Below are 18,171 nucleotides of genomic sequence, written 5' to 3'. Positions count from 1 at the left end.
GTCGACGCCTAGGGCAAGGGGTCGGCGAGGAACCGCTGCACCACCGGCGCGTACGTCGCCACCACCTGCTCCCGGCCCGCCGACGCCAGGGGCTCCGCCTGGAGGAGGTAGCGCAGCACCACCACCCCGACGAGCTGGGTGGCCAGCAGCACGGCCCGACGCTCGGGCTGGTCCACACCGAGGCCGCCCACGAGCGGGCCGAGGACCATGCGGAGCACGCCGTCGCGCAGCAGCCGCTGGCCGTTCGGCTCGCCGATCCCCCGCAGGACCGCCAGCAACGGCAGCCGGGTCTCCTCGTCGTCCCAGACGTCGAGCAGGAGGCGGACCAGGCGCTCGCCGGCCCCCTCGAGGCCGGCCTCGACGACCGGGCGCACCGCCTCCCGCGGGTCGACGCGCAGCTCGAGCGCGGCGAGGAAGAGGTCGTCCTTCGTGCCGAAGTAGTGGTGCACCAGCGCTGGGTCCACCCCGGCCGCCGCGGCGACCGAGCGGACCGACGTACCGGCGAGGCCCCCTTCGGCGAAGCGCTCCCGCGCCGCGGCCAGGATCGCGGCCCTGGTGTCCGGGGCCCCCGGTCGTCGGCCCCGGGGGCTCACGCGTGGACCGCGAGGTGCGCGCGGGCGAACTCCAGGGACTCGCGGAGGTCCGCCTCACGCTCGGCCCTGGTGCCGCAGCGGCGGGTGTTGATCTCGAGGACCACCTCGCCGGAGAAGCCGGTGGCGGCCAGATGGCGCAGGAAGCCGGCGGCGTCCATCGCGCCGCGCCCGGGCACCAGGTGCTCGTCCTTCGCCGAGCCGGTGCCGTCGGTGAGGTGGATGTGGCGCAGCCGGTCGCCCAGCCGCTCCGCCATCGCGACGGGGTCGGTCTGGGCGATGGCGGCGTGGGAGAGGTCGATCGTGGTGTTGGCGTACGGCTCGGTGGACGGGTCCCACCCCGGCACGTACATCTCCACCCCGCGCCGCTGGGAGGCGCGCCACGGGTACATGTTCTCGACCGCGAAGGCGATCCCGGTCGACTCCTCCAGCGCCGCGATGCCGTCGACGAAGCCGGCGGCGTACTCCTTCTGCCACCGGAACGGCGGGTGCACGACCACGACCTCCGCGCCGACGGTGTGCGCCATCTCGGCGGAGCGCTCGAGCTTGGCCCACGGCTCGGTCCCCCAGACCCGCTGGGTGAAGAGCAGGCACGGGGCGTGGATGGCGCTCACCGGCACGCCGTGGTGCTCGGAGAGCCGCTTGACCATCGCCGGCTGCTGGCTGACCCGGTCCAGCGCCACCATCACCTCGACGGTGTCGTAGCCGAGCGTGGCGGCCCAGCCGAAGGCGTGCGCCGCTGACTCGGGGTAGACCGAGGAGGTGGAGAGCCCGACCCGCGGCGCGCCGCTCACGCGTCCCCCAGCACGCTGAGCCGGTCGAGCCGCTCGAGGATCACGCCCTCGCGCAGTGCCCACGGACAGATCTCGAGCTCCGCCAGGTCGAAGATGTCCATGCACGCCTCGGCCACCAGCGCGCCCGGGAGGATCTGGTGGGTGCGGCTCGGGGAGACCCCGGGCAGGTCGGCGAGCGCGTCGTGGTCCATCCCGGCGAGCTTCGGGAGCCAGTCGCACAGCGCGTCCAGCGGCAGGCTCCGCGGCACCAGCAGGCCGTCGCCCGAGGGCGCGGCACCGCAGATCCGGGCCAGCGAGCGGAACGTCTTCGACGTCGCGGCGGCCCGGTCGGGCCGGCCGGCCCGGAGCAGGTGGCCGGCGTCCCGGGCGATCTCGGCACGGATCCGCTTGCGGACCTCGCGCAGGGAGTCCTCGCCGACAGCGCCGGCACCCGTCTCCGGGAACCAGGTGCGCGCCAGCCGGGCCGCGCCGAGCGGCAGCGACCACGCGACGTCGGGCGCCTCGTCCTTGCCGGCCGCGATCTCCAGGGAGCCGCCGCCGATGTCGAAGACCGCCAGCCGACCGGCGGACCAGCCGAACCAGCGGCGCACGGCCAGGAAGGTCAGCCGGGCCTCGTCCTCACCCGACAGCACGCCGAGGTCGACGCCGGTCCGCTCGCGCACGTGGGCGAGGACCGCGTCGGAGTTCGTCGCGTCGCGCACGGCCGAGGTCGCGAAGGCCAGCAGGTCCTCGCAGCCCTTCTCCTCGGCCACCACCAACGCCTCGGCGGTGAAGTCGGTCAGCGCGTCGACCCCCGCCTGGGTGACCGCTCCCGCGTCGTCGAGGTGCTCGGCGAGGCGCAGGGGCTGCTTGTGCGAGGACGCCGGCAACGGCGCCGCGCCCCCGTGGGCGTCAACGACCAGGAGGTGACCGGTGTTGGACCCGATGTCCAGGACGCCCAGGCGCATGGGGTCCAACGTACTGCGCGCACCGTAGTGGGCCGCCACGCGCGACCACCTAGAGTGGCGCCGTGCCCGAAGTCGACCTCGACTTCCCCCGAGCGTGGGTGGAGTTCGTCAATCCCGAGGACGACACGGAGGTGCTCCGCTGCGACCTCACCTGGCTGACCTCCTCCTACACCTGCATCTTCGGCAACGGCTGCGCGGGCATCTACGCCGACGCACCCGACGTCGGCTGCTGCACGCTCGGCGCGCACTTCGCCGACGAGGCCGACGAGGAGCGCGTGGCGGGCTACGTCGACCTCCTCGATGACCAGCTCTGGCAGCTCAAGCCGCAGGGCCGGGGCGTCGCACGCTCGGACTGGGTGGAGGTCGACGACGACGGCGAGCGCAAGACGCTCACGATCGAGGTCGACGGCCAGCGAGCCTGCGTCTTCCAGAACCGCCCCGGGTTCGCCCCCGGCGAGGGCGCCGACGGCACGGGAGCCGGCTGTGCGCTGCACGCCCTCGCCTTCGTCCTCGGCAAGCACCCCCTCGAGACCAAGCCGGACGTGTGCTGGCAGCTGCCCATCCGCCGGACCTTCCGCGACGTCGAGCGCCCCGACGGCACCACCTACACCGAGGTCTCCATCGGGGAGTACGACCGCCGCGGCTGGGGGCCGGGCGGCCACGACCTCGACTGGTACTGCACCGGCAACACCGAGGCCCACGTCGCCGTGGAGCCGGTCTACCTCACCTCGGCGGCCGAGCTGGTCGCGCTCGTCGGACAGGGGGCGTACGACGAGCTGGCCCGCCACTGCGAGGCGCACCTGCGCCAGCGCTCGGCGCTCGCCCTGCACCCGGCCGACCCGGGCCCCGGGAGCTGACCCCTCCCCCCTCGCCGCGCCCCTCGCCCCGCCCGCTCCCACGCGTGCGGCCCGGGGCACCGAGGACACGGACACCTCTCGACGTCAAGACATCGGGACCCCAGTGTCGGGGTGATGTCCGGCTCTCGCGCACAATGCCTGCATGCGCCTGGACCACCTCTCCTACGCCGCAGGACCCGACGGCCTGGCCGCCACCGCCCAGCGCATCGGCGCCCTGCTCGGCCGGGAGTTCGTCGACGGCGGCGTGCACCCGCGCTTCGGCACCCGCAACATGATCCTGCCGCTCGCCGGCGGGACCTACCTCGAGATCGTCGAGGTCCTCGACCACCCCGCGTCGGACAAGGCCCCCTTCGGGCAGGCCGTCCGCGCCCGCTCCGCCCTCGGCGGCGGCTGGCTCGGCTGGGTCGTCGCCGTCCCCAGCATCGCGCCGGTCGAGGAGCGGCTGGGCCGCGAGGCCGCGCAGGGCAACCGGCACCGCCCGGACGGCACCGAGCTGCGCTGGAAGCAGATCGGCGTCAACGGCCTGATCGCCGACCCCCAGCTGCCCTTCTTCATCGAGTGGGAGACCCCGGCCGAGCTGCACCCGAGCGCCGGCGCCGCGCCGGAGTGGTCGCTGCAGGCGCTCGAGATCGCCGGCGACCCGCACCGGGTGAGCGAGTGGCTCGGCGAGACCGTCGAGTCCCCGCTCGAGGACGTCAAGGTCGAGTGGGTCGCCCCCCACGGCACCCCGGGCATCATCGCCGCCCAGGTGCAGACCGCCCGCGGGCTGGTCCGCCTCTGACGGTCGTCCCCGGGGCGGTGCCGAGCCCGAACATCTGGCGCCACCCCGCGACGTACGAGATCGAGAACCGCGCGGTCGACCGGGACGGGCGGATCGAGGACGCGATGGCCGCCGTCGCCCCGTGGGAGGGCCGCACGGTCCTCGACCTCGGCTGCGGCACCGGCTTCCACCTCCCGCGCTTCGCCGCCACCGCCTCGCGCGTCGTCGGCGTGGAGCCGCACCCGGCACTGCTCTCGCTCGCGCGGCGCCGGACGCGCCGGCTGGCGAACGTCGAGCTGCTCCCCGGCACGGCCCAGGCGGTGCCGCTGCCGGACGCCTCGGTGGACGTGGCGCACGCCCGGTGGGCCTACTTCTTCGGCCCCGGCTGCGAGCCGGGCCTGGCCGAGCTCGCGCGGGTGCTGCGGCGTGGCGGCACGGCGTTCGTCATCGACAACGACGCGTCGCGCTCGACCTTCGGCCACTGGTTCCGCCGGGGCTTCCCGCACCTGCCGGAGCCGGCCACCGTCGAGCGGTTCTGGGCGCAGCAGGGCTGGACACGGGTACCGCTGGACGTCGGGTGGTCGTTCTCCTCGCGCGCCGACCTCGAGCAGGTGGTCCGCATCGAGCTGCCGGCCAGCGTGGCGGAGCAGGTCCTCGCCGAGCACGAGGGCACGGAGGTCGACTACGCGGTCAACCTCTGGTGGCGCCGCTACTGAGGCCCGGGCGGCGTCGGGCCCAGGACCGGACCCAGGGTCGAGCCCCGCACGGCGAGCGTCGGCGTGAGCAGCACGCCGCGGCCCACCGCGGGCGGGTGGGCCAGCAGCCCCTCGAGCGCCTTGACCACCTCCACGGCGACCTCCTCGAGCGGCTGGCGCACCGAGGTGAGTCCCGGGTGCACGACCTGGGCGACCTGCGAGTCGTCGAAACCCACGACCGCGACGTCGCGGCCCGGCACGAGCCCCCGGTCGGCGAGCGTGTGCAGGACGCCCATCGCCAGCGTGTCGGACGCGCAGACGAAGGCGGTCGGACGCGCCTCGTCGAGCAGCACCTCGCTGGCGCCGCGACCCGAGGCCACGGTGTCCTCGACGCGCGAGGCGAGACCCGTGGTCGGCAGGCCGCGCTCGCGCATGGCCCGGCTCCAGCCCGAGCGCCGGTCCTCGCCGAGCCAGGAGTCCTTGCGCCAGCCGATCCAGGCGATCCGCTCGTGGCCCTGGTCGAGCAGGTGGTCGGTCGCCAGCTCGCAGCCGGCCGCCCCGTCCACGTCGACCCACGGGTGGCCGGCGGCCGGGTTGTCCCAGGGGCGACCGAAGGCGACGAACGGCGCGCGCTTGGCGCCCAGCCACGCGGCCTGGGGATTGCCGAGGTAGGTGTCGGTGACGACGAACGCGTCGACCGCGGTGGAGCGCAGGAGGTCGTCGTACCCCGCCAGCGGGTCGAGGTGGTCGCCGGCGAAGAGCAGCACGTGCTTGCCGGCCTCCCGGGACGTCTCGACCAGCGAGTGGACGAAGCGGTCCATGACCGCGCTGGCCGTCCCCTCCAGCACCGGGCCGATCCGCAGGCCGACCAGGTGGGAGGCCCGGGTGCGCAGGTTGCGGGCCGCCCGGTTGGGCGAGTAGCCGAGCTCCTCGATCGCCTGCTGCACCCGCAGCAGCGTGTCGGCACGCAGCAGGTCGGGGTTGTTCACGGCGTTGGAGACGGTCTGGCGCGAGACGCCCGCGCGCTCGGCCACGTCGGCGAGGGTGGGCGGAGCCGTGGGCGTCCGCCCGGGGACCCGCGTCATCAGCACCTCCGGCGCATCCTCGGCGGACCCTTCGGCACCGCCGCGTCGCCTCGACTTGATCGTTCCAATCCCCACGATAAACGACGGTCGGCGCCCTCGGGCCCTCGTCCCGGGAGTGAGCGCCGGCCCGCCGGCCGACCGGGCCCCGCTGCGGCGCGGCCGCGGGCCACTGTCGGCGCCCTCGCCTAGCGTTCGGGCATGCCCAAGCAACCGCGACCGTCGTACCGCTGCTCCGAGTGCGGGTGGGAGACCGCCAAGTGGGTGGGCCGGTGCGGGGAGTGCCAGGCGTGGGGCTCGGTCGCGGAGGGCGCCACCCCGGTCGGCCGCACGACGGCCAGCCCGGTGACGCGCCCGGCCGTGCCGATCGGCGAGGTGTCGGTCGAGGACGCCGCCTCCCGCAGCAGCGGCGTGCCCGAGCTCGACCGGGTGCTCGGCGGCGGGCTGGTGCCCGGCGCCGCGATCCTCCTCGCCGGCGAGCCCGGCGTCGGCAAGAGCACGCTGCTGCTCGAGGTCGCCGCCCAGACCGCGCGCTACCAGCACCGCACGCTCTACGTCACCGGGGAGGAGTCGGCCTCGCAGGTGCGCCTGCGGGCCGACCGCACCGGGGGCGTGCACGAGGAGCTGTACCTCGCGGCCGAGACCGACCTGGGTGCGGTGCTGACCCACATCGAGCAGGTCCGCCCCACGCTGCTGGTGGTCGACTCCGTGCAGACCATCGGCGCGCCCGGCGTCGAGGGGGTCCCCGGCGGCGTCACCCAGGTCAAGGAGGTCGCGGCCGCGCTGGTGCGGATGGCCAAGACCCGCAACATCACCACCGTGCTGGTCGGGCACGTCACCAAGGACGGCTCGATCGCCGGTCCTCGGGTCCTGGAGCACCTCGTCGACGTCGTGCTGCACTTCGAGGGCGACCGCGGCTCGCGGTTCCGGATGGTGCGGGCCGTGAAGAACCGGTTCGGCCCCATCGACGAGGTCGGCTGCTTCGACCTGGGCTCCGAGGGCATCAGCGCCGTGGCGGACCCGACGGGCCTCTTCGTGGAGCACCACCACGTCCGCGTGCCGGGCACCTGCGTGGCCGTGACCATGGAGGGGCGCCGCCCCCTGCTGGCGGAGGTGCAGGCGCTGGTGACGCCGTCCTCGCAGGAGCGGCCGCGGCGCACCACCTCCGGGCTCGACTCCTCCCGGATGGCGATGGTCCTCGCCGTGCTGCAGCAGCACGTCGGCCTCCGGCTGCACGGGCACGACGTCTTCGCCTCCACCGTGGGTGGCGCGCGGCTCCACGAGCCGGCCGCCGACCTCGCCCTCGCGGTCGCCCTCGCCTCGGCCACGCTGGCCTCGCCACCACCGACCGGGGCCGTCGCCATCGGCGAGATCGGCCTCTCCGGCGAGCTGCGCCGGGTCCGCGACCTCGAGCTCCGCCTGGCGGAGGCGGCCCGGCTCGGATTCCAGGTCGCGATCGTGCCCCGGCCGGCCGGCGCGCCTGCCGGCCCGCGGGGCGGGGCGCACCGCGAGGTCGAGGGGATGAAGGTCGTCGAGGTGCCCGGCGTGGCCGCCGCGCTCCACCTGCTCCGGCTCACCGCGGAGCAGGCACGCGCCCTGCACGCGCTGGACTGACGCGCCACCGCCGACCGCGGGGCCGGTTGGCCTTACGCTGTGCTCGTGCGGCCGGACGCGCCGCTGACCGCCCCGGAGGGGGCCCGACCCGGAAGGACGCGCGTGGCCACCGACCGCTCCGAGGACGTCCTCCGCCTGCGGGCCACGCTGGCCTCCATCGCTCCCGGCACCGCGATGCGCGACGGGCTCGAGCGGATCCTGCGCGGCCGCACCGGCGCGCTGATCGTGCTGGGCAACGACAAGGTCGTGGAGTCGATCTCCACGGGTGGCTTCGTGCTCGACGTGCCCTTCACCGCGACCGGGCTGCGCGAGCTGGCCAAGATGGACGGCGGCATCATCATCGACAAGGACCTCACCCGCATCCTGCGGGCGGCGGTCCACCTGATGCCCGACCACACGATCCCCTCGGAGGAGACCGGCACCCGGCACCGGACGGCCGACCGGGTGGCGCGGCAGACGGGCTTCCCCGTCATCTCGGTGTCCCAGTCGATGCAGATCATCGCGGCGTACGTCGGGGAGACCCGCCACGTCCTCGAGGACTCCGGCCAGATCCTCTCCCGGGCCAACCAGGCGCTGGCCACCCTGGAGCGGTACAAGCTCCGCCTCGACGAGGTCGCGAGCACCCTCTCGGCGCTCGAGATCGAGGACCTGGTGACCGTCCGCGACGTGGCCGTGGTCGCCCAGCGCCTGGAGATGGTCATCCGGATCGCCCGCGAGATCGAGGACTACGTCCTCGAGCTGGGCACCGACGGCCGGCTGCTCTCGCTGCAGCTGGAGGAGCTGGTGACCGGCGTCGACGCCGAGCGCGAGCTGGTCATCCGCGACTACCTGCCCGCCGGCAAGCGCAGCAAGAGCCCGGAGGACGTGATCGCGAAGCTCGAGGCGCTCTCCCCCACCGAGCTCGTCGACCCCGCGTCGACGGCCCGGGTGCTCGGCCTGGGCACCGCGGAGCACCTCGACGGCGCGGTCGCGCCCCGCGGCTACCGGCTCCTCGCGAAGGTCCCGCGCCTGCCCGGGCCGGTCGTCGACCGCCTCGTGGAGCACTTCGGCACGCTGCAGAAGCTGCTCTCGGCCGGCATCGACGACCTGCAGGCCGTCGACGGGGTCGGCGAGCTGCGCGCCCGCTCCGTGCGTGAGGGGCTCTCGCGGCTGGCCGAGTCGACGATCCTCGAGCGGTACGTCTGAGCCAGCCGGCGAGCGCGCTCAGCGGCGCTTCGGCTTGTCCGCGCCGCCTGCCCCGCCCGACGCCGACGGGCCGCTCGGCGGCTCGAGCCGGAACTGCACGTCGCTCGGCTCCCCACCCAGGGCGGCCGCCGTCGCGTGGTAGTAGCCCGGCATGGCCCACTCCACGATCCGGCTGCACTCGTCGTCCATCCGGGCAGCCCGCCGCCAGGTGACGGACACGGCCGTGGTCGCGTTGTTGCGGATCACCACGTCCTCGGCGGGGAGCGCGCGGGGGCACTCCCGCGTCGACCAGATGTCGTCGCTGCCGGAGGTGATGTTGAGCGTCAGGTTGGACGGCGAGACCCGCCAGGTGCAGGCCGGGCTGAGCACGGTGCGGAGGTTGAGCACCACCTCGACGTGACGGCCGGCGACCGCTTCGGGAACCTCCGGGGTCACGGCCACGTCGGCACTGTCGCACCGGCCCTCGGGCTCGGTCAGGACCGGCTCGGGCGGCGCGGCCTTCTTTCCCCGCTTGCCCTGCTTCGGGTCCGCCTCGCCGGTCGTACCGCCGGCGGCCTGGCCGGGAGCGGGTCCGGTGGACGGCAGCACGGTGCCCGTCTCCGTGCCCGTCTCCGTGCCCGTCCCCGTCCCGGGCTGAGTCGGGGTCGGGGCCGGCGTCGACGCGTCGGCTGCCACGGTGCTGGCCCGGTCGGCCTCGGAGCCGTCGCTCCCCCCGGACACCAGCCTGCCGACCCCCAGCGCGACCACCAGGGCCAGCGACAGCACCACCAGACGGCGCCGCCAGTACACCGAGGGCGGCAGCGGCCCACGCGTCAGCGACGTCATGGCCAGCAGGCTAGTCAGCGCGGCCGCCGCAGCTCGGGTGCCACACCGGGGACGCCCCCGCCGAAGCGCGCCGGCGGGTGGTGGGAGGCGAGAATGGGCCGGTGAGCGACCTCCACGAGCCGATCCTGGAGTGGTACGCCGCGCACGCGCGGGACCTGCCGTGGCGTCGCCCGGAGGCGTCGGCCTGGTCGGTGCTCGTCTCCGAGCTGATGCTGCAGCAGACCCCCGTCGCCCGCGTCCTCCCCGTCCACGAGCAGTGGCTGGAGCGCTGGCCCGCCCCGGCCGACCTCGCGGCGGAGCCGACCGGCGAGGCGGTCCGGATGTGGGGCCGCCTGGGCTACCCCCGGCGCGCGCTGCGGCTGCACGCGGCCGCCACCGCCATCGTCGAGCGGCACGGTGGCGAGGTGCCCACCGACCACGCCGACCTGCTCGCGCTGCCCGGCGTCGGGGAGTACACCGCGGCCGCCGTCGCCAGCTTCGCCTTCGGCCAGCGCCACGTCGTCCTCGACACCAACGTGCGCCGGGTCCTGGCCCGCACGCTCGGCGGTGTGGAGCTGCCCGCCCAGCACGTGACGAAGGCGGAGCGGGAGCTGGCCACCGGCGTCCTCCCCGACGACGAGGAGACCGCCGCGACGTGGGCGGTCGCCGTGATGGAGCTGGGCGCGCTCGTGTGCACCGCGAACCGGCCGGCCTGCCCTGCGTGCCCCGTCGCCCACCTGTGCGCGTGGCGCGCGGCCGGCCACCCGGCGTACGACGGGCCGCCGCGGCGGACGCAGACCTGGGCCGGCACCGACCGGCAGTGCCGCGGGCGGCTGCTCGCGGTGCTGCGCGACGCGACCGGAGCGGTCCACCCGAGCATCCTCGAGGCCGCTTGGGCCGACGAGGCCCAGCGCCGGCGCTGCCTGGCGGGCCTGGTGGCCGACGGCCTGGCGGTCAGGACCGACGCAGGAAGCTACGCGCTCCCCTGACCTGGTCCGTGGCTTGCGCCCCGGCCTGGCCGGCGGTGACCCGGTCCAGGACCTGCTCGACGGCCGCCGCCGGCTCGCCGGGGTGGAAGAGGCGCTTCGGCTCGTCCCGGACCCGCTCCAGCAGCGCGCGCAGCTGGTCGATCGCACCGGCCGGAGGTTCCAGCGGGACGTGCGTGCCCGCGCGGGGGTCGGCCTCGACGAGGAGCCCGAGGTCGCGGAGGGTCTCGAAGTCGTCCTCGGTCGTGCGCTCGAAGATCCGCATCAGGTACGGCGCCGCCTGCTCCTCGGTGAGCCCCTTGTCGAGGAGCGCCCGCAGCGCGACCGCGGTGGGCTCCCGGGCGGGCCGGAAGTTCGCCATCGGTCCGGCGGCCAGGATGGAGGTCCACTTCCGGACGAAGTCCTCGCCCGAGAAGGACTCGTAGTGCAGCACCCGCAACCGCTCCGCGTCGGCGTACGCCGGCAGCTCATCCTTGGCGGCGTCGACCCCGTGGTGGAGGGTCAGCCACACGTCGGTGGCGGGCCGGACGCCGGACTTCCCGTCGACGTGGCCGTGGAAGTAGGCCCCGTTGGCGGGCCGGTCGATGGCGCCGAGGGTCTGCAGCAGGGTGAGGTCCGGCTTCCCGAGGAGCCGCTTGAAGTGGGTGGGGTCGCCGTCCCAGTGCTTGCGGCTGACCGCCTCGAGCGGGGCCAGCTTCACGACGCGGGTCTCGGCCGGCACCGCAGCCAGCACCTCCCGGTCCACCTGGAGGATCTCGTCGGCGTCGACGTGGAAGATCCACTCCGCCCAGCCGCAGCGGCTCAGCAGCGCCTTGACCACGTTGGCGTTGATCCGCTGGCGCACGTTGAGCTCCGCCGGTCGCTCGCCACGCCACCAGGTGGAGTCGGTGCGCACACAGCTCACCCTCGGATGGTCGTCGAGCCAGGCGCGGACCTCGGGATCTCCGGCGTCGAGGAAGACCACGAGGTGGTCGACGCCGCCCTTGAGGTTGCCCTCCACGAACCGCTGGAGGTTGGGCAGCGTGTCCTTGACGGTGCTGACGGTGAGGAGCACGGTCGCCAGCCTAGGGGGTGGTCCCGACGGGATAGTCACAGCAAGGGTCGGGCCTGGTCCACGAGCCGCCGTAGGACGCCGCACGGGCGGCACCCCGAGGGGTGCCGCCCGTGGCGGGTGGTGCTGCGGTCGTCGGTCAGTCGCCGGACCTCGGCACGTCGGTGCCGCTGGCGTCGTCGTTCGGGCCCTCGCCCTCGACCGGCGTCGACTCGATTCCGGACTCCACGCCGGCAGTCTCGAACGGGGGCAGGTCCGGCAGGTCGCCGACCTTCTGGCCGTCGAAGGTGAACGTCGCCTCCGGGCCCTCGCCCTCGGCGTCGACCAGCACGATCATGCCCGGGCCGACCTCGCCGAAGAGCATCTTCTCCGCGAGCACGTCCTCGATCTCGCGCTGCACCGTGCGCCGCAACGGCCGCGCACCGAGGACGGGGTCGAAGCCCCGCACGGCGAGCAGGTTCTTGGCGTTCTGCGTGAGCTCGAGCTTCATGTCGCGGTCGCGGAGGCGGACCTCCACGGAGGCGATCATGTTGTCGACCATCGAGATGATCTGGTCCTGCGAGAGCGGCGGGAAGACGATGACCTCGTCGACACGGTTGAGGAACTCCGGACGGAAGTGCTGCTTGAGCTCCTCCGAGACCTTGTTCTTCATCCGGTCGTAGTCACCGGGACCACCCGCGGCGCCGGCGAAACCGAGGTTCATGCCCTTGGCGATGTCGCGGGTACCGAGGTTGGTGGTCATGATGATGACGGTGTTCTTGAAGTCCACGACCCGGCCCTGGGAATCGGTCAGGCGGCCTTCCTCGAGGATCTGCAACAGGCTGTTGAAGATGTCGGGGTGGGCCTTCTCGACCTCGTCGAAGAGCACCACGGAGAACGGCTTGCGGCGCACCTTCTCGGTGAGCTGGCCACCCTCTTCGTAACCGACGTAACCCGGAGGCGAGCCGAAGAGGCGGGAGACGGTGTGCTTCTCGCCGAATTCCGACATGTCGAGCTGGATCAGCGCGTCCTCGTCGCCGAAGAGGAACTCCGCGAGCGTCTTGGACAGCCAGGTCTTGCCGACACCCGAGGGGCCCGCGAAGATGAACGAGCCGCCGGGGCGCTTCGGGTCCTTCAGGCCGGCACGGGTACGACGGATGGCCCGCGAGAGCGCCTTGACGGCCTCGTCCTGGCCAATGACGCGCTTGTGGAGCTCGTCCTCCATCTTGAGCAGCCGGGTGGACTCCTCCTCCGACAGCTTGACGATCGGGATGCCGGTCGCCACGGCGAGCACCTCGGCGATGAGCTCCTCGTCGACCTCGGCGACCTCGTCCATGTCCCCGGCACGCCACTGCTTCTCGCGCTCGGACTTGGCGAGGATGAGCTGCTTCTCCTCGTCGCGCAGGCGGGCGGCGGCCTCGAAGTCCTGGCCGTCGATCGCAGCCTCCTTGCGCTGCCGCACGTCGGCGATCTTGTCGTCGTACTCGCGCAGGTCGGAGGGGGCGGTCATCCGGCGGATCCGCAGCCGGGAGCCGGCCTCGTCGATCAGGTCGATCGCCTTGTCCGGCAGGAACCGGTCGGAGATGTAGCGGTCGGCCAGGGTCGCCGCCGAGACGAGGGCCTCGTCGGTGATGGTGACCCGGTGGTGCGCCTCGTAGCGGTCGCGCAGGCCCTTGAGCATCTCGATGGTGTGGGCGATCGACGGCTCGGCGACCTGGATGGGCTGGAAGCGCCGCTCCAGCGCCGCGTCCTTCTCGAGGTACTTGCGGTACTCGTCGAGGGTGGTCGCACCGATGGTCTGCAGCTCGCCGCGGGCCAGCATCGGCTTGAGGATGCTGGCGGCGTCGATCGCGCCCTCGGCGGCGCCGGCGCCGACGAGGGTGTGGATCTCGTCGATGAACAGCACGATGTCGCCGCGGGTGCGGATCTCCTTGAGCACCTTCTTCAGGCGCTCCTCGAAGTCACCGCGGTAGCGGGACCCGGCGACCAGCGCGCCGAGGTCGAGGGTGTAGATCTGCTTGTCCTTCAGCGTCTCCGGCACGTTGCCCTTGACGATGTCGGCCGCGAGTCCCTCGACGATCGTGGTCTTGCCGACGCCGGGCTCACCGATGAGCACGGGGTTGTTCTTCGTGCGCCGCGAGAGGATCTGCATGACCCGCTCGATCTCCTGCTCCCGGCCGATCACCGGGTCCAGCTTGCCCTCGCGGGCGTCCTGGGTGAGGTTGCGACCGAACTGGTCGAGCACCAGGGAGGACGACGGGGCGTCGCCCCCGGCGCCCGTGGCGGCCGCGGCCGACTGCGAGGACTCCTTGCCCTGGAAGCCGGAGAGCAGCTGGATGACCTGCTGGCGCACCCGGTTGAGGTCGGCGCCGAGCTTCTGGAGCACCTGGGCCGCCACGCCCTCGCCCTCGCGGATCAGGCCGAGCAGGATGTGCTCGGTCCCGATGTAGCTGTGGCCGAGCTGCAGCGCCTCGCGCAGGGACAGCTCGAGCACCTTCTTGGCGCGGGGGGTGAACGGGATGTGCCCGCTCGGGGCCTGCTGCCCCTGGCCGATGATCTCCTCGACCTGGGCACGGACCGCCTCGAGGGAGATGTCGAGGCTCTCCAGCGCCTTCGCCGCGACCCCCTCGCCCTCGTGGATCAGGCCGAGCAGGATGTGCTCGGTCCCGATGTAGTTGTGGGAGAGCATGCGGGCCTCTTCCTGGGCCAGCACGACCACCCGGCGAGCTCGGTCAGTGAACCGCTCGAACATGCACGCTCCTCGAGTTTCTGGGGGGACCGTCCGCCACCATCCGGGGCGGGCGGGACATTCGGTTCAACCCCGTCGACAGCCTACGCGTTCCCTCACAACGCGCCCGGGGCATCCGCTGTGAGCGAACACGCTCGAGCGGACGCCCCGGGACGTCGGGTGGTGCTGAGGGGTCAGCGAGGTTCAGTGGGCGGCGTCGTAGGCCTCGCGGACCTCGGCCGACACGCGGCCCCGGTCCGGGACCTCGTACCCGTTGTTCCTGGCCCACTCACGGATCTCCTTGGCACTGGAGCCCGAGGAGCTGCCCGCGCTGCTGCCCGACCCCGAGCCGCGACGGCCGCCGCCACGACGGGACGCAGCCACCTTGCGCGCGTGGCCGACGTACGGCGCGAGCACACCGCGGAGCTTGTCGGCGTTCTCGTCGTTCAGGTCGATCTCGTACGACGTCCCGTCGAGGGCGAAAGAGACGGTCTCGGTCGCTTCGCTGCCGTCGAGATCGTCCTCGAGGACGATGTGGATCTTCTGCGCCATGATTCTTTCCTCACTGACGTCACCGGACGGTGGATGACCGGCATGGATGATTCCGGCGCCATGGATCCTGCCAGGTTGTTTCGTTTAGGCCAATTCCTTCGATCTCCTATTCGGGTAAAGACGTGGCGCCGTTCATGAATTGCGCCGGAAGACCAGTTCCAAACCCTGCAGCGTGAGCCATGGAGAATGGGCCGTGAATACCGCGCACTCAACGAGGACCAAGGGCGCGAGGTGCCCGGTCGCGATGATCTTCATATCGTCGCGATGAACGCCGAGCTCGGCGGTCATCCGCGTCACGAGCCCCTCCACCTGCGCGGCGACGCCGAAGACCATGCCGGACTGCAGCGCCTCGACGGTGTTCTTGGCGATCACCGACCTCGGGCGGGCGAGCTCGACCTCCCGGAGCTGGGCGCCGCGCCGGCCGAGCGCCTCGAGGGAGAGCTCCAGCCCGGGTGCGATGGCACCCCCGACGTACTGCCCGGCGGCGCTCACGACGTCGAAGGTCGTCGCCGTCCCGCCGAAGTCGACGACGATCGCCGGCCCCCCGTGCAGCCGTGCCGCGGCCAGTGCGTTGATGATCCGGTCGGTGCCGACCTCGCGGGGGTTGTCCATGAGCACCGGCACGCCGGTGCGCACCCCCGGCTCGACCACCAGGCACGGCAGCCCGGGGAAGTGGCGCACGAGCATGTCGCGCCACTCGTGCAGCACGGAGGGGACGGTCGAGCAGACCGAGATGCCCTCCACCCCGGCCGCCGCGCGCTCGGGCAGCCCGCCCAGCAGGCCGCGGAGCAGGACCGCCCACTCGTCGGCCGTGCGCCCCTCGCCGGTGCTCACGCGCCAGTGCGCGGAGACCTCACCGTCCTGGACCAGCCCCAGGACGGTGTGGCTGTTGCCGATGTCGGCGACCAGCAACGGCACGGCTACCCCTCCTCGTGCAGGTCCAGCCCGAGGTCGAAGACGCGCACCGAGTGGGTCAGCGCACCGACCGAGATGTAGTCGACGCCGGTCGCGGCCACCTCGCGGGCCCGGTCGAACGTGAGCCCGCCGGACGCCTCGAGCGTCACCCGGCCCGCCAGCCCCAGCCGGTCGACCAGCCGCACCGCCTCGGCCATGACCTCGGTGGGCATGTTGTCGAGGAGCACCTCCTCGCAACCGGCGTCGAGCACCTCGCGGAGCTGGTCGAGGTCGGTCACCTCCACCTCGACCCTCAGCTCGGGGTACGTCGAGCGGACCGCGCGGTAGGCGGGCACCACGCCGCCGGCCGCCACGACGTGGTTGTCCTTGACCATCGCCCGGTCCGAGAGGCTGGTGCGGTGGTTGAGGCCGCCGCCGCAGCGCACGGCGTACTTCTGCAGCGACCGGTACGTCGGCAGCGTCTTGCGGGTGTCGAGCACCCGGGCTCCCGTGCCCTCGAGGGCCTCGACCCAGGCGGCCGTCGCCGTGGCCACGCCGGAGAGGTGGCTGGCGTAGTTGAGGGCGGTCCGCTCGGCGGTCAGCAGGCCGCGGGCCGGGCCGGCCACCCGCATCACCACGTCGCCGGGGCGCACCCGCGTGCCGTCCGGCACCCGGCCGGTGACCTGCACCTGGTCGCCCAGGACCAGGTGGAGGGCGAGGGCCGCGACGCCGAGACCGGCCACCGTCCCGGCCTCTCGGGCGGCGACGTCGCCGACGGCCCGGGTGTCGGGGCCGATGGTGGCCAGGCTGGTGACGTCCTCGGTCGGCACGTCCTCGGCTAGCGCCTGGAGGACGTGGGCGTGCACGGCCCGCGGGTCGAGCCCGCCGGCCTCGAGCTCGGCGAGCAGGTCGGTCGGCAGGGCGTCGTACGGCGTGGTCGTGATCATCGGACGAGGTCTCCGTCGGTCGCAGGAGCGGGATGGAAGTCGATCGAGGGCACACCACCGACGAGGGTGACGTCGAAGTGGCCGGCCATCCTCCCGTCGTCGCGCTCGGGGTGGTCCTCCCGCCAGTGCGACCCGCGGGTCTCCTCTCGGCGCGCGGCCGCACCGGCCAGCGCGGTCGCGACGGTCACCAGGTTGGTGGTCTCCCACGACGCGAGGTCGACGAGCTCGGCCGGACGGCCGGCCAGGTCGGCGAGGGCCGCGCCCGCGGCAGCGAGGCCCTCGGCGCTGCGCAGCACGCCCACCCGGTCGGTCATCAGCTCCTGGAGCTCACGGCGGGCCGACCCGGCGACCAGCCCGGGAGCGCGCGGGTCCGGCGCCGGCTCGGACCACGGCCGGAGCTCGCCGGGCAGCACGGTCGCGATCCGGCGGGAGAACACCAACCCCTCGAGCAGCGAGTTCGAGGCCAGCCGGTTGGCCCCGTGCACGCCCGAGCACGCGACCTCGCCGGTGGCGTAGAGGCCGGGCACGTCCGAGCGGCCCCACAGGTCGGTGCGGACCCCACCCGAGGCGTAGTGGCACGCGGGGGCCACCGGCAGCAGCTCGGTGACCGGGTCGACGCCGTGCCGGCGGGCGGTGGCGAGGATGGTGGGGAACCGCCGCCGCCAGTACTCCTCCCCGTCACCGGGGGCGCCGAGGTGGCGGGCGTCGAGCCACAGGTGCGGCCGTCCGGTCTCGTGCATGCGCCGGGTGATCGCCTTGGCGACGACGTCGCGTGGCGCGAGGTCGGCGAGCGGGTGGACGCCCTGCATCAGCCGGCGGCCGCCGGCCTCCGGGGGGCCGTCGACCAGGAAGGCGCCCTCGCCGCGGACGGCCTCGGAGATGAGCGGCTGCTGGCCCCGGGAGTCGGGGCCGAGGTACATCACGGTCGGGTGGAACTGGACGAACTCCAGGTCGCGGAGGGTCGCGCCCGCCCGCAGGGCCAGGGCCATGCCGTCGCCGGTGGCGACCCCTGGGTTCGTGGTCTGGGAGAAGACCTGCCCCAGGCCGCCGCTGGCCAGCACCACCGCCCGGCAGTGCACCGCACCGATGCCGTCGCGCTCCCCCTCGCCCATCACGTGCAGCGTCACCCCCGCCACCCCGCCGTCCCCGGCGAGGAGCAGGTCCACGGCCAGGGCGTGCTGGACGACCTCGATGTCGGCCGCGAGCTCGACGGCGGCGACCAGGGCGCGCTGGATCTCCGCGCCCGTGGCGTCGCCGCCCGCGTGGGCGATCCGGTCCCGGTGGTGGCCGCCCTCGCGGGTCAGCGCGAGCAGGCCTGAGGCGTCGACGTCGAACCGGGCGCCCAGCGCGATCAACTCGCGCACCGCCTCCGGGCCCTCGCCGACCAGGACCCGCACGGCGTCGAGGTCGCACGCGCCGGCGCCGGCGACGAGGGTGTCCACCTCGTGCTCCTCCGGCGTGTCCCCCTCACCCAGCGCGGCGGCGATCCCGCCCTGCGCCCACTGGGTGGAGCCGGCCGAGAGGACGTCCTTGGTGACGACGAGGACCTTGCCGACGTGCTCGCGCAGCCGGAGGGCCGCGGTCAGGCCGGCGATGCCGGAGCCGATGACGACGACGTCGGCGCGGGTCGTCCAGCCCGGCTCGGGCGCCGCGAGGCGGCCCGGGAGCGGGACGGCGCGGCGTACCGCCGCCGGGGTCTGCATCGT

Annotated in this window: 17 protein-coding genes; 6 read left to right on the top strand and 11 right to left on the bottom strand. The window is 73.8% G+C overall.

Going from position 1 to position 18,171, the window contains the following annotated elements; all coding sequences use genetic code 11:
• Positions 1 to 8 precede the first annotated feature (8 nt).
• The 3 genes from ACSMHG_RS06365 to ACSMHG_RS06355 are packed head-to-tail and all read right to left on the bottom strand — an operon-like array spanning position 9 to position 2,331.
• Positions 9 to 593 (bottom strand): TetR/AcrR family transcriptional regulator, encoded by a 585-nt coding sequence (locus tag ACSMHG_RS06365; protein WP_435742806.1) that lies wholly within the window; start codon positions 591 to 593, stop codon positions 9 to 11.
• Positions 590 to 1,384, bottom strand: a complete 795-nt coding sequence (locus ACSMHG_RS06360; RefSeq protein ID WP_435742804.1) for a sugar phosphate isomerase/epimerase family protein — start codon at positions 1,382 to 1,384, stop codon at positions 590 to 592. Before ACSMHG_RS06360 ends, ACSMHG_RS06365 begins: the two co-directional genes overlap by 4 nt.
• Positions 1,381 to 2,331, bottom strand: a complete 951-nt coding sequence (locus ACSMHG_RS06355; protein WP_435742802.1) for a Ppx/GppA family phosphatase — start codon at positions 2,329 to 2,331, stop codon at positions 1,381 to 1,383. Before ACSMHG_RS06355 ends, ACSMHG_RS06360 begins: the two co-directional genes overlap by 4 nt.
• A gap of 62 nt (positions 2,332 to 2,393) precedes the next feature.
• Here ACSMHG_RS06355 and ACSMHG_RS06350 point away from each other — a divergent pair, with 62 nt between their 5' ends.
• The 3 genes from ACSMHG_RS06350 (at position 2,394) to ACSMHG_RS06340 (ending at position 4,664) form a co-directional block, all read left to right on the top strand.
• The gene (locus ACSMHG_RS06350) at positions 2,394 to 3,188 is read left to right on the top strand and encodes a DUF3109 family protein (protein WP_435742800.1); all 795 of its coding nucleotides are present in this window, start codon (positions 2,394 to 2,396) and stop codon (positions 3,186 to 3,188) included.
• Positions 3,189 to 3,330: 142 nt separating this feature from the next.
• Positions 3,331 to 3,969, top strand: coding sequence for a VOC family protein (locus tag ACSMHG_RS06345; protein ID WP_435742797.1), 639 nt, complete (start codon positions 3,331 to 3,333; stop codon positions 3,967 to 3,969).
• A 17-nt stretch (positions 3,970 to 3,986) separates the two neighbouring features.
• The gene (locus ACSMHG_RS06340) at positions 3,987 to 4,664 is read left to right on the top strand and encodes a class I SAM-dependent methyltransferase (RefSeq protein WP_435742794.1); all 678 of its coding nucleotides are present in this window, start codon (positions 3,987 to 3,989) and stop codon (positions 4,662 to 4,664) included.
• Here the strand turns inward: ACSMHG_RS06340 and ACSMHG_RS06335 are convergent.
• The gene (locus ACSMHG_RS06335) at positions 4,658 to 5,728 is read right to left on the bottom strand and encodes a LacI family DNA-binding transcriptional regulator (protein ID WP_435742790.1); all 1,071 of its coding nucleotides are present in this window, start codon (positions 5,726 to 5,728) and stop codon (positions 4,658 to 4,660) included. The two genes, ACSMHG_RS06340 and ACSMHG_RS06335, sit on opposite strands and share 7 nt — an antisense overlap.
• A 198-nt stretch (positions 5,729 to 5,926) precedes the next feature.
• Between ACSMHG_RS06335 and radA the strand changes: the two genes are divergently transcribed.
• Both radA and disA read left to right on the top strand, forming a co-directional pair.
• On the top strand, positions 5,927 to 7,339 hold the full coding sequence (radA, locus tag ACSMHG_RS06330) for a DNA repair protein RadA (RefSeq protein ID WP_435742787.1): 1,413 nt from the start codon (positions 5,927 to 5,929) through the stop codon (positions 7,337 to 7,339).
• A gap of 102 nt (positions 7,340 to 7,441) precedes the next feature.
• Positions 7,442 to 8,524, top strand: a complete 1,083-nt coding sequence (gene disA / locus ACSMHG_RS06325; protein WP_435742785.1) for a DNA integrity scanning diadenylate cyclase DisA — start codon at positions 7,442 to 7,444, stop codon at positions 8,522 to 8,524.
• Positions 8,525 to 8,542: 18 nt separating this feature from the next.
• Here disA and ACSMHG_RS06320 read toward each other — a convergent pair whose 3' ends face one another.
• Complete coding sequence (locus tag ACSMHG_RS06320; RefSeq protein WP_435742783.1) at positions 8,543 to 9,349, bottom strand: hypothetical protein; 807 nt, start codon at positions 9,347 to 9,349, stop codon at positions 8,543 to 8,545.
• Between the two features lie 101 nt (positions 9,350 to 9,450).
• On the opposite strand from ACSMHG_RS06320, the gene ACSMHG_RS06315 reads away from it, so the two are divergent.
• Entirely contained in the window at positions 9,451 to 10,317 is an 867-nt protein-coding gene (locus tag ACSMHG_RS06315; protein WP_435742780.1) for an HhH-GPD family protein, read from the top strand.
• Here ACSMHG_RS06315 and ACSMHG_RS06310 read toward each other — a convergent pair.
• The 6 genes from ACSMHG_RS06310 to ACSMHG_RS06285 form a co-directional block, all read right to left on the bottom strand.
• Positions 10,283 to 11,368 carry a glycosyltransferase family 2 protein gene (locus tag ACSMHG_RS06310; RefSeq protein WP_435742777.1) on the bottom strand — a complete coding sequence of 362 codons (1,086 nt, stop codon included), beginning with the start codon at positions 11,366 to 11,368 and terminating at the stop codon, positions 10,283 to 10,285. The genes ACSMHG_RS06315 and ACSMHG_RS06310 overlap by 35 nt on opposite strands.
• A 136-nt stretch (positions 11,369 to 11,504) precedes the next feature.
• Positions 11,505 to 14,096, bottom strand: coding sequence for an ATP-dependent Clp protease ATP-binding subunit (locus tag ACSMHG_RS06305; protein WP_435742774.1), 2,592 nt, complete (start codon positions 14,094 to 14,096; stop codon positions 11,505 to 11,507).
• Between the two features lie 180 nt (positions 14,097 to 14,276).
• A complete protein-coding gene (locus ACSMHG_RS06300) occupies positions 14,277 to 14,624 on the bottom strand; it encodes a histone-like nucleoid-structuring protein Lsr2 (RefSeq protein WP_435742771.1) in 348 nt (115 codons plus the stop codon).
• A 132-nt stretch (positions 14,625 to 14,756) separates the two neighbouring features.
• Positions 14,757 to 15,542, bottom strand: coding sequence for a type III pantothenate kinase (locus tag ACSMHG_RS06295; RefSeq protein WP_435742769.1), 786 nt, complete (start codon positions 15,540 to 15,542; stop codon positions 14,757 to 14,759).
• A 2-nt stretch (positions 15,543 to 15,544) separates the two neighbouring features.
• Positions 15,545 to 16,465 (bottom strand): carboxylating nicotinate-nucleotide diphosphorylase, encoded by a 921-nt coding sequence (nadC, locus tag ACSMHG_RS06290; RefSeq protein ID WP_435742766.1) that lies wholly within the window; start codon positions 16,463 to 16,465, stop codon positions 15,545 to 15,547.
• Entirely contained in the window at positions 16,462 to 18,168 is a 1,707-nt protein-coding gene (locus tag ACSMHG_RS06285; protein ID WP_435742763.1) for an L-aspartate oxidase, read from the bottom strand. Before ACSMHG_RS06285 ends, nadC begins: the two co-directional genes overlap by 4 nt.
• Between the last annotated feature and the right edge of the window lie 3 nt (positions 18,169 to 18,171).

Origin of the sequence: Nocardioides ureilyticus, from assembly GCF_051280745.1 — a bacterium.
GTDB lineage: Bacteria > Actinomycetota > Actinomycetes > Propionibacteriales > Nocardioidaceae > Nocardioides.
The sequence above is the reverse complement of the archived record's forward strand: the minus strand, read 5'-3'. Positions and strand labels throughout refer to the sequence as shown.

Bases quoted from the DNA above. Each gene is read 5' to 3' on its own strand.
- ACSMHG_RS06355 (WP_435742802.1), bottom strand. From the start codon at position 2,331: ATGCGCCTGGGCGTCCTGGACATCGGGTCCAACACCGGTCACCTCCTG.
- ACSMHG_RS06345 (WP_435742797.1), top strand. From the start codon at position 3,331: ATGCGCCTGGACCACCTCTCCTACGCCGCAGGACCCGACGGCCTGGCC.
- ACSMHG_RS06335 (WP_435742790.1), bottom strand. From the start codon at position 5,728: ATGACGCGGGTCCCCGGGCGGACGCCCACGGCTCCGCCCACCCTCGCC.
- radA (WP_435742787.1), top strand. From the start codon at position 5,927: ATGCCCAAGCAACCGCGACCGTCGTACCGCTGCTCCGAGTGCGGGTGG.
- ACSMHG_RS06320 (WP_435742783.1), bottom strand. From the start codon at position 9,349: ATGACGTCGCTGACGCGTGGGCCGCTGCCGCCCTCGGTGTACTGGCGG.
- ACSMHG_RS06305 (WP_435742774.1), bottom strand. From the start codon at position 14,096: ATGTTCGAGCGGTTCACTGACCGAGCTCGCCGGGTGGTCGTGCTGGCC.
- ACSMHG_RS06300 (WP_435742771.1), bottom strand. From the start codon at position 14,624: ATGGCGCAGAAGATCCACATCGTCCTCGAGGACGATCTCGACGGCAGC.
- nadC (WP_435742766.1), bottom strand. From the start codon at position 16,465: ATGATCACGACCACGCCGTACGACGCCCTGCCGACCGACCTGCTCGCC.
- ACSMHG_RS06285 (WP_435742763.1), bottom strand. From the start codon at position 18,168: ATGCAGACCCCGGCGGCGGTACGCCGCGCCGTCCCGCTCCCGGGCCGC.